A 7,891-nucleotide genomic window follows, 5' to 3' on the forward strand; every position below is an offset into this window, starting at 1 on the left:
CTCCTTTTTGACTTGCAAGAAGCTTTTCTTCATCAGCTAAAGCTTGTATTTGGTTGTCTTGACGTTCAACTTCACCAAATTTAGCGATTTCTTCATTGATCGTATTCAATTTCTGTTTTAGTTCACTTACAAAACTTGCTTGCTCTGCCATTTTAATTTCAGCAGATTCTTGAAGCTTTTTAAGTTCAATCGTAATAGCTTCTTTTTCTGAAACTAATTTTTCGTAATCTTTTGTTGTTTCAAAATCTGGTGTCGCTGCTTGAAGTTCCTCAATTGTCTTAGTCACATCAGAAACTTTTGTCTTTTCTTCAAAAGCCTTATTTAACAAGTTTTCTAATACTTTATTATCTTCAGCACGATTCATTAAATCAGTGACAATTTCTTGTTGCTGTTCAACATTTTTAAATAATTCAGACCCTTTAGCGTTATTTGCTTCTAATTGTTGAGCTTTTTTAATGTTGAATGCTTCTAATTTCGCCTTATAATTCGCTTTGTGCTCTTTAATTTTATCTGGTTGCAACTCTTGACCGCATGATTCACAAGTAAGCTGGTGTTCATCAAATGTAGGGAATACTTCACTATTAATTGTTTTCCATTCCACTGAAACGGAATCAAGTTCCTTGTTTAATTGATCTAAAGTATATTGTTCTTTGCTTGCATTTTGTTTAAGCTCATACAATCTAGTTTCTTCATTTCTAACCGCATCTTGTGCAGCATGATAATTACTGATTAACTCTTCTTTACCTTGTCTAATTCCGTCTAATTTGACGTTCTGACGAGCATTAAACTTTGCTCTTTCCTCTTCTATTTCAGCGACTTTTAAATGTAGTGAAGCTCTTATTTCAGATACTGCAGAGCCGTTACGAATGGACATTAAAATATCTTCTGCATTCTTAACATCAGATTCTGCAGTCATTTTTCTAGCAGTTAATGCTTCTTTATCGAGATCCTCAATATCTGGCTTAATGCTTTGAATCCCTTTAATTTGAGAAGGTATTTCTTTAAGCGTTTTTTGTAAATTTTTAATTTCTTGTTTTATTTTAGTGGTAGCCTCATCAGCTGAATGATTCCCGATAATTCCAATTAGTGGAGCGAGTTCTTTCTTACTATTAATAATCTCTTCATCCGATAAATTACCGAATAAATCGAACAACATTGCACGTCTATCACCCATCTTCATAACTTCCATGACATAATTGCCACTAGTAAGTCGTCTAAATGTTGCTTCGTCAATGATTTCTGCAACTCGTTCATTGAATTGTTTTTCTGTTTTCAATTCAATTCCATCAATAGAATAGCTTGTTTTGGTTGTGTAGCTAATATCAGTTGTGCCTCGTTTAGTAGTTTTTGCATCGTATCTAGTTTTTGAAAATTCGATTTCCGAACCGTCAACACTTAATAAAACAGATACTTTAGTTTGTTTACCTTCGTTTTCATCTTCTTTGATGTTAGTTGGCTTCCACTGGAAATCCGTTTTACCTAAGCTATCTTTGTTGAATAATACCCATAAAAATGAGTCGTAAATAGTTGTTTTACCTACTTCGTTATCAGCAAATATCTGCATATTCTCACCGTTAAGATCCAGTTCTAAATCCGTTAAACCTTTAAAATTTTGAATCGTTAGTTTGATTAATTTAATTTTTTTCATTATTTTTTTACCTCCATGTCCATAATCGATGTTAGAAGAGCAATTTTTCTTAATTCATAATGTCCCTCACAACAGTAACCAGCTTGCAAGGTTTCACCTATACCGAGTTCTAACATAGCTAACAAGTCTTCTGTAGTTCCTTCCATTTCGGCACTAAGTCCGCCTTTAGCATTTAATTCAATAGTTATTTTCGCTTTGTTTTCATTCATTTGTGTGTTTGCTCCTTTTCGTGGTATAATTTCAGTACAATATTTTTTCTGAACCGACTAACTGGGATGGCCGTCCTGGTTGGTCTTTTTTTGTGGCAATCCACAAATCCCGCAAAACTTATGATCATGTTTAATTCGGTCAAATCCGCATCGTTCACAGGTGTGATAAATTTCAGTAGACGTTTTTTCATCCTTGATAATTTTCATTTATATCACCACCGATACAATAAATACGATTGCGCCACATGCTATTGGAAAACCTAAACCATAAAAGAACCAAATAGCTGTTTCTTTGTCGTCAGTTCCGAAATAGTCATCAATTTTGATTCTTAGATTTTTTACTTTTTCTTCCATGGATCATACCCCCACTTAAAAGTTTTTTACTATCATCTTTCGAATGTGCTTTGTTTTCAGATAAGTGCAAATTAGTAATGACTGAAATGCTAATTAATACACCTATAACTACACCGATAAATTCGTTCATCACCTAACCATCCCTACTAAATTATTTTCTTTTGTTTCTTTAAATAAATTTAAATCAGCATATTTTGATAAATCTTCCTGACTTGCAACTACTTCTTTTCTAAACCGGTCAAGTTCAAAATCAGGAACAATTTGAGTTGGCATTTTCATTACACGAATCCGTCCATCTTTAATTAAATTTCTTACTACATTTTCACCGCATCTCAATTCTTTTGCTGCTTCCTTTACAAGATAATTTGTCATATTATCTGACCTTCCTTTCATTTTTTTAAATAATCTTCATTAATCCAATATGGAACTCTTTTATTGATTAATTGACTAGTTGAAATATCAATTTTTCTTGATATAAGAGATACTATTTTCAACTCAATTAATATTTCATCTAAAAATTCATTTACATAAGCAGCAAGTACCGATTTATCAGTTTCAGTCAACTTATGATTGAGTTTTGTTAAAGCCAGCTCTGCTTGATCTTTCATTGCTTTTCGTTCGTTTGATTCTTTTCTTTGAAAAACATCCATCGCAAATGCTGATTCTTCGTACTTATCAGAGCTAAAATTCGGTAAAGTCCCGAAACTCTCATGCGCTAGCTGTTGGCTTAATTCTGAATCATTTATTACTGCAGCAAGTTCCGCCATAGCTTCTACAGGTGTCGGAATACCGTTAAAGTAACCGTTGACGGTGCTCTTAGCTCGATGTGTTTCTCTCGCTAGGTGTGTTTGCTGAATATGTTTCCTTCCAGATGCTTCTATTAAAAAAGGGCTAATTACTTTTGAACTCAATTAGCTAACCTCCAGTCAAGTGTTACTCGAGTAGTTTCTGCTTCAACTAATACTAAAATGTTTGATGATTCTAATTGATCTGTATAAGCTTCAATTTCATCATATGTGAATGGTAGTCTAGCGGTTTTATTTCCTTCTAAAACGTTGTTACCGATAATTTCAGCAATCCGTTTCAGTTTAAGATGTTCTTTTTTTTCGATTACATTTCGTGTTAACTCTTCAATAATATTCATGTGTGTTTCCTCCTTTTCGTACTCTCCTGCCTTTTAGTTCGGGGTTGGTGGTGGTAGAATTTAGTTTAAGTTATATCGTCAACCATGTACGACATTTCGTTTAAAAAAATATCTTCGACTGTACATGATAATGAACTCGCTAACCTCAACGCTATAGGAGTACTTGGTACACTCACATCATTTTCAATATCTGATAAATAAGGACGTGAAATTAATGCTTTTTTAGATAATTCGACTTGGGATAAACCTCTGTCTTGTCTGATTTTTTTTAAATTATTAACCATATGAAACACTTCCTTTCGTGTAATTCTTACCTTACAAAACATATTGTACGCCAAGTTTTACACTTTGTCAACCATGTACTACATTATTTTCGTTTATTTTTTGTAAGGTATAGACTACAATACACTTAGGGGGCGACAACCATGACATACAAACTAGGCGAATTTTTAAGATCATTACGAGGTAAAGAATCTTTAAGAAGCGTTTCAGAAAGAAGTAATAATAAATTGAGTCATTCATATATTTCTGACATTGAAAAAGGAGTTAGTCGACGTGGCAATGAAGTTAAACCTAGTCCTGAAACTCTAAAAACATTGTCTGAAGTATATAATACGGACTATAATTATTTGATGAAATTAGCAGGATATCTAGAAAATGAAGAACCTCCAAAAAAAATTAACGACTTAAATGTACTTGATAGTAAAGATAACAATCTAAAATTAATAGCTTCACATATTGATGATGATGTAACAGAAGAAGATATGGAAGATATTTTAAAGTATATTGAATTAATTAAGAAATCTAAAAAATAGAAGGTGTCTAATGAATAGATTAGAAGAAATGATGAATGACTATTCTGAATTAAAGTTCAATTTTAAAAAAGATATGCATAATAAACATGGTGCTTTTATAATTGACACAGACATTTACATTAATAAAAATAATTCATATGAAAACATAATAGGCAATATTGCTGAAGAGTTAGGCCATTACGAAACTTCTGTAGGCGACTTATCAATATTAGATACAATTGAAAAACAACAACAAGAGAAACGAGCTAGACAGTACGGATATCGTTACTTGGTTTCTCTTGATGAACTAATTACTTGTTATAAACTAGGATTAACGGAATATTGGGAAATAGCTGAATTCCTTGAAATAACGCCCAAATATTTGTGGAGTTCAATTAATTATTATAAAGATGCACATGGTTTAATTTTTGACCACAAAGGATGTAGATTTGTTTTTGGAATTGCAGACAGTCTTAAAATAATTTTTCCAAACTAATTTTGAATATAAAAAAAGCCCTAACCTGTCGTGGGGACTAGTTAGAGCAAATAGTACTATTACAAATATATTATATCACAAACATGTTAATAAAATACAGTTTAAAAAGGAGACATAATGGATATTTCAAAATTCAAAGAAGATTTGAAAATTTTAAGCACTAGAGTCACTAATTTAAAAGGGAATATTGCAACTGAAGAAGCAACTAAAACTTCTTTAATAATGCCATTTTTTCAATTGCTAGGATATGATGTATTTAATCCAACAGAATTTGTACCAGAATTCACTGCTGATGTAGGTATCAAAAAAGGGGAAAAAGTTGATTATGCAGTTGTTCTCGACGCTATTCCAGTAATTTTAGTAGAAGCTAAATCTATTACTGAGAAATTAACGAAACATGATTCACAACTATTTAGATACTTTGGTACAACTACTTCTAGATTCGGGATTTTAACAAATGGAGAAGAATATAAATTTTTCACTGATCTTGATGAACCAAATAAAATGGATTCTACTCCTTTTTTAACAATTAATTTAACAGACTTAAAAGAAAATCAAATACCTGAAATTGCGAAGTTCCATAAAGATAACTTTAATATTGAAACAATTACCAGTAGTGCTTCTGAGCTGAAGTATTTGAACAATTTAAAATCTTTTTTAAATGAACAACTTGATTCTCCTTCAGATGAATTTATCAAATATTTTGTTAGTGAAATATTTGATGGACTCAAAACTAAAGCAACTATTGATAAGTTTACTCCTATTATAAAAAAAGGATTCAATCAGTTTATTACTGAAAAAGTTAATGCTAAACTAAGTGCTGCGTTAAATACCTCTACTTCTATTCAGGAAGATACTTCTGAAGTGAAAGAAGAAATTCAAATTGAAGATGATGGAATTGTTACCACTGCTGAAGAACTTGAAGCTTATACTATTGTTAAGCTAATGTTAAAAGATTCAGTTACTTTAGAAAGAGTAACTTATCGCGACAACCGGAGTTACTTTAACATTTTACTAGATGATAATATCAGAAAATGGATAGTTCGTGTATATGTATACTCTACTACTACTAGAATTAAAATTGTCCTAAATGATACAAACAAATCTACTTATGATTTAGAAGGTCCATTAGAAATTTCTTCCCACGAAAAAGAATTAATTGCTATTGTAAATAGTTTTATAGCTAAAAGTTAAGCAAAGTGATTTTTTGAATAAAATATATGTTCAAAATTTATATTAAGGAGATTTAAAATGAAAAAAATCTTAAGTTTAGCTTTTGTGGGAGTTATTGGAATTTTATTAATCGGGTGTGGAGTTAATGATAACAAAGTAACAGACTCAAGTAGTGAAGTCTCAAAGGATATAAATATCGATTCTACTAGTGCGGAAAATAATTCTTCTGAATCTAGTTTTGAATCCAATGCCCCATTAGAAATTGGTCAAACTAACTATTTTAATATGGACGATGTTTCTGGAGACTTAGAGGTTACCTTAACTGCAGTAAAAAAAGATACGGCTGAAAGTGAACCAGATTATAATAAACCAACCGGATCTTATTTTGTGGTTGTTGACTTTACGGTAAAAAACAATACGCCAAACAGCTATACAGTCAACGCAGCTGAATTTTCGATTTATGACGGTTCAGGAGCAAAAGGTGAAGTAGCTTCAAATAATTTTGTTCTAGAAGATGTTGCTCCTGGGAAAAATTATTCTGGTCAAGTTTACTTTAACATAAATGGAGACGGACCATTCGAAGTATTTTTATACGGATCTTCTTGGTCAATGGATGTTGAATAATTTTTTCAAAAGACTAGCCTTCGGGCTTTTCTTTAAAAGTAAAAAAGAACATACATTCGTATTCTTTTAATTAAAATCCATATATTCATAAAAATAAACTTAAATACGTGAATTTTTTTATCATATTCCGTACTTCGAAAGGACGAATTCATATGCAAGGTTCGGTTAGAAAAAAAGGGAAAAGTTGGTATTATCGAATTGATCTCGCTTATATTAGTGGAGACAGAAAACAAATTGAACGTTACGCTGGAAAAACTAAAGATGAAGCATTGCAGACTCTTCGCGATGCCATTAAAGAATATGAAACGTCTGGTGATGTTATGGCTTTATCTGACATTTCAGTAACTGACTACTTCAATTTTTGGTTTGATAAATATGTAATGGTTAATCTAAAAAAGAATACGCAATCAAATTATCGAAACATTTTAGATAAACATATCTTCCCATCAATTGGTATGTATAAATTAAAAGCAATCAAACCTGGTACACTACAAGATTTATTGACAGAAAAATATGAAGCTGGTTACGCTAAGCAAACTTTATCAATTATAAAAGGCGTTCTAAATAAAGCTTTTACAATGGCTGTATTTCCATATCAATATTTAAGTATTGATCCAACTAGATATGTAAAAGTTCCTAAATATGATATTAAAGAATGGAAGGACCGTGGAGATTTAAAAATTATTTCCATTGAAGATTTTAAAAAACTTGTTAGCGCAGTTCCTAAAAGTGACCCCTTCTATTTGCCAATGATGATTTCTTTTCAAACTGGATTAAGGCGTTCTGAAGTATGCGGACTTAAATGGACTGACATAGATTTCGAAGAAAATACTCTTACAGTAGAAAGAATTATGTTAGGGGTTGAAAACGGAAAATATGATTTAGGAACTCCAAAAACTAAATCTTCTTATAGAACAATTATGCTTGGAGATAGTATAATTAAAATTTTGAAAAGTTCTAAGAAAAGACAACTTGAAAACAAACTTTTTTATGGATCAAACTATTTTGATGGTAATTTTATATGTACGAAAGAAAATGGTCAGCCTGTCACTCCAAATTCAATAAAGTATAATGTCGAAAAAGTTAGAAAACTCACCGGAGTTGATTTCAACTTTCACTCATTTAGACATACCCACGCAACAATGTTACTAGAGAACAATGCTAAACCTAAAGAGATACAAACGAGATTAGGACATTCCCGTATTGCTACCACTATGGATACTTATGCGCATGTTACAAAAAAAATGAAGAAAGATACCGTTGATATATTTGAACAAATGCTTAAAAATAATTCATTTTAAAAACAAAAATTCCCACGAGTTTAACCTCTCGTGGGAAATATGTGGGAAAATAGTATATTGAACATTTGAAATACGATTACAAACCCTTGTTACTTCTTAGGTTGGTCCTCGTCCATTTTCAGAACAGCCATGAAGGCATCTTGAGGTA

Annotated in this window: 12 protein-coding genes; 5 read left to right on the top strand and 7 right to left on the bottom strand. The window is 31.4% G+C overall.

Features of this window, described 5'->3' with window-relative positions:
• The 7 genes from RR554_RS11750 to RR554_RS11780 all read right to left on the bottom strand — a co-directional run.
• A partial coding sequence (locus tag RR554_RS11750; RefSeq protein WP_332468106.1) for an ATP-binding protein occupies positions 1–1,648 on the bottom strand: 1,648 nt, incomplete at its 3' end.
• Positions 1,648–1,857 carry a hypothetical protein gene (locus RR554_RS11755; RefSeq protein ID WP_332468107.1) on the bottom strand — a complete coding sequence of 70 codons (210 nt, stop codon included), beginning with the start codon at positions 1,855–1,857 and terminating at the stop codon, positions 1,648–1,650. The genes RR554_RS11750 and RR554_RS11755, both read right to left, overlap by 1 nt.
• A gap of 207 nt (positions 1,858–2,064) precedes the next feature.
• A complete protein-coding gene (locus RR554_RS11760; RefSeq protein WP_015076555.1) occupies positions 2,065–2,211 on the bottom strand; it encodes a hypothetical protein in 147 nt (48 codons plus the stop codon).
• A gap of 129 nt (positions 2,212–2,340) precedes the next feature.
• A complete protein-coding gene (locus RR554_RS11765; RefSeq protein ID WP_015076557.1) occupies positions 2,341–2,583 on the bottom strand; it encodes a DNA-binding protein in 243 nt (80 codons plus the stop codon).
• A gap of 17 nt (positions 2,584–2,600) precedes the next feature.
• On the bottom strand, positions 2,601–3,122 hold the full coding sequence (locus tag RR554_RS11770) for a hypothetical protein (protein ID WP_015076558.1): 522 nt from the start codon (positions 3,120–3,122) through the stop codon (positions 2,601–2,603).
• On the bottom strand, positions 3,119–3,355 hold the full coding sequence (locus RR554_RS11775; protein ID WP_015076559.1) for a hypothetical protein: 237 nt from the start codon (positions 3,353–3,355) through the stop codon (positions 3,119–3,121). Before RR554_RS11775 ends, RR554_RS11770 begins: the two co-directional genes overlap by 4 nt.
• 65 nt (positions 3,356–3,420) lie before the next feature.
• Complete coding sequence (locus RR554_RS11780) at positions 3,421–3,639, bottom strand: helix-turn-helix transcriptional regulator (protein WP_332468108.1); 219 nt, start codon at positions 3,637–3,639, stop codon at positions 3,421–3,423.
• A gap of 141 nt (positions 3,640–3,780) precedes the next feature.
• Between RR554_RS11780 and RR554_RS11785 the strand changes: the two genes are divergently transcribed.
• The 5 genes from RR554_RS11785 (at position 3,781) to RR554_RS11805 (ending at position 7,743) form a co-directional block, all read left to right on the top strand.
• A complete protein-coding gene (locus tag RR554_RS11785) occupies positions 3,781–4,170 on the top strand; it encodes a helix-turn-helix domain-containing protein (protein ID WP_015076560.1) in 390 nt (129 codons plus the stop codon).
• Positions 4,171–4,180: 10 nt separating this feature from the next.
• Complete coding sequence (locus RR554_RS11790; RefSeq protein ID WP_057001100.1) at positions 4,181–4,645, top strand: ImmA/IrrE family metallo-endopeptidase; 465 nt, start codon at positions 4,181–4,183, stop codon at positions 4,643–4,645.
• Positions 4,646–4,762: 117 nt separating this feature from the next.
• Positions 4,763–5,839 carry a type I restriction endonuclease gene (locus RR554_RS11795; protein WP_015076562.1) on the top strand — a complete coding sequence of 359 codons (1,077 nt, stop codon included), beginning with the start codon at positions 4,763–4,765 and terminating at the stop codon, positions 5,837–5,839.
• 57 nt (positions 5,840–5,896) lie between these two features.
• Positions 5,897–6,442, top strand: coding sequence for a DUF4352 domain-containing protein (locus tag RR554_RS11800; RefSeq protein WP_015076563.1), 546 nt, complete (start codon positions 5,897–5,899; stop codon positions 6,440–6,442).
• A gap of 152 nt (positions 6,443–6,594) precedes the next feature.
• Complete coding sequence (locus RR554_RS11805; protein ID WP_015076564.1) at positions 6,595–7,743, top strand: tyrosine-type recombinase/integrase; 1,149 nt, start codon at positions 6,595–6,597, stop codon at positions 7,741–7,743.
• Positions 7,744–7,891: the final 148 nt, after the last annotated feature.

It is taken from the genome of Vagococcus sp., from assembly GCF_036639995.1.
Taxonomy (GTDB): domain Bacteria; phylum Bacillota; class Bacilli; order Lactobacillales; family Vagococcaceae; genus Vagococcus.

What these genes read in the sequence shown, in the direction of transcription:
- RR554_RS11755 (WP_332468107.1), bottom strand. Translation starts at nt 1,857, where the DNA reads ATGAATGAAAACAAAGCGAAAATAACTATTGAATTAAATGCTAAAGGC.
- RR554_RS11760 (WP_015076555.1), bottom strand. Translation starts at nt 2,211, where the DNA reads ATGGAAGAAAAAGTAAAAAATCTAAGAATCAAAATTGATGACTATTTC.
- RR554_RS11765 (WP_015076557.1), bottom strand. Translation starts at nt 2,583, where the DNA reads ATGACAAATTATCTTGTAAAGGAAGCAGCAAAAGAATTGAGATGCGGT.
- RR554_RS11775 (WP_015076559.1), bottom strand. Translation starts at nt 3,355, where the DNA reads ATGAATATTATTGAAGAGTTAACACGAAATGTAATCGAAAAAAAAGAA.
- RR554_RS11780 (WP_332468108.1), bottom strand. Translation starts at nt 3,639, where the DNA reads ATGGTTAATAATTTAAAAAAAATCAGACAAGACAGAGGTTTATCCCAA.
- RR554_RS11785 (WP_015076560.1), top strand. Translation starts at nt 3,781, where the DNA reads ATGACATACAAACTAGGCGAATTTTTAAGATCATTACGAGGTAAAGAA.
- RR554_RS11790 (WP_057001100.1), top strand. Translation starts at nt 4,181, where the DNA reads ATGAATAGATTAGAAGAAATGATGAATGACTATTCTGAATTAAAGTTC.
- RR554_RS11795 (WP_015076562.1), top strand. Translation starts at nt 4,763, where the DNA reads ATGGATATTTCAAAATTCAAAGAAGATTTGAAAATTTTAAGCACTAGA.
- RR554_RS11800 (WP_015076563.1), top strand. Translation starts at nt 5,897, where the DNA reads ATGAAAAAAATCTTAAGTTTAGCTTTTGTGGGAGTTATTGGAATTTTA.
- RR554_RS11805 (WP_015076564.1), top strand. Translation starts at nt 6,595, where the DNA reads ATGCAAGGTTCGGTTAGAAAAAAAGGGAAAAGTTGGTATTATCGAATT.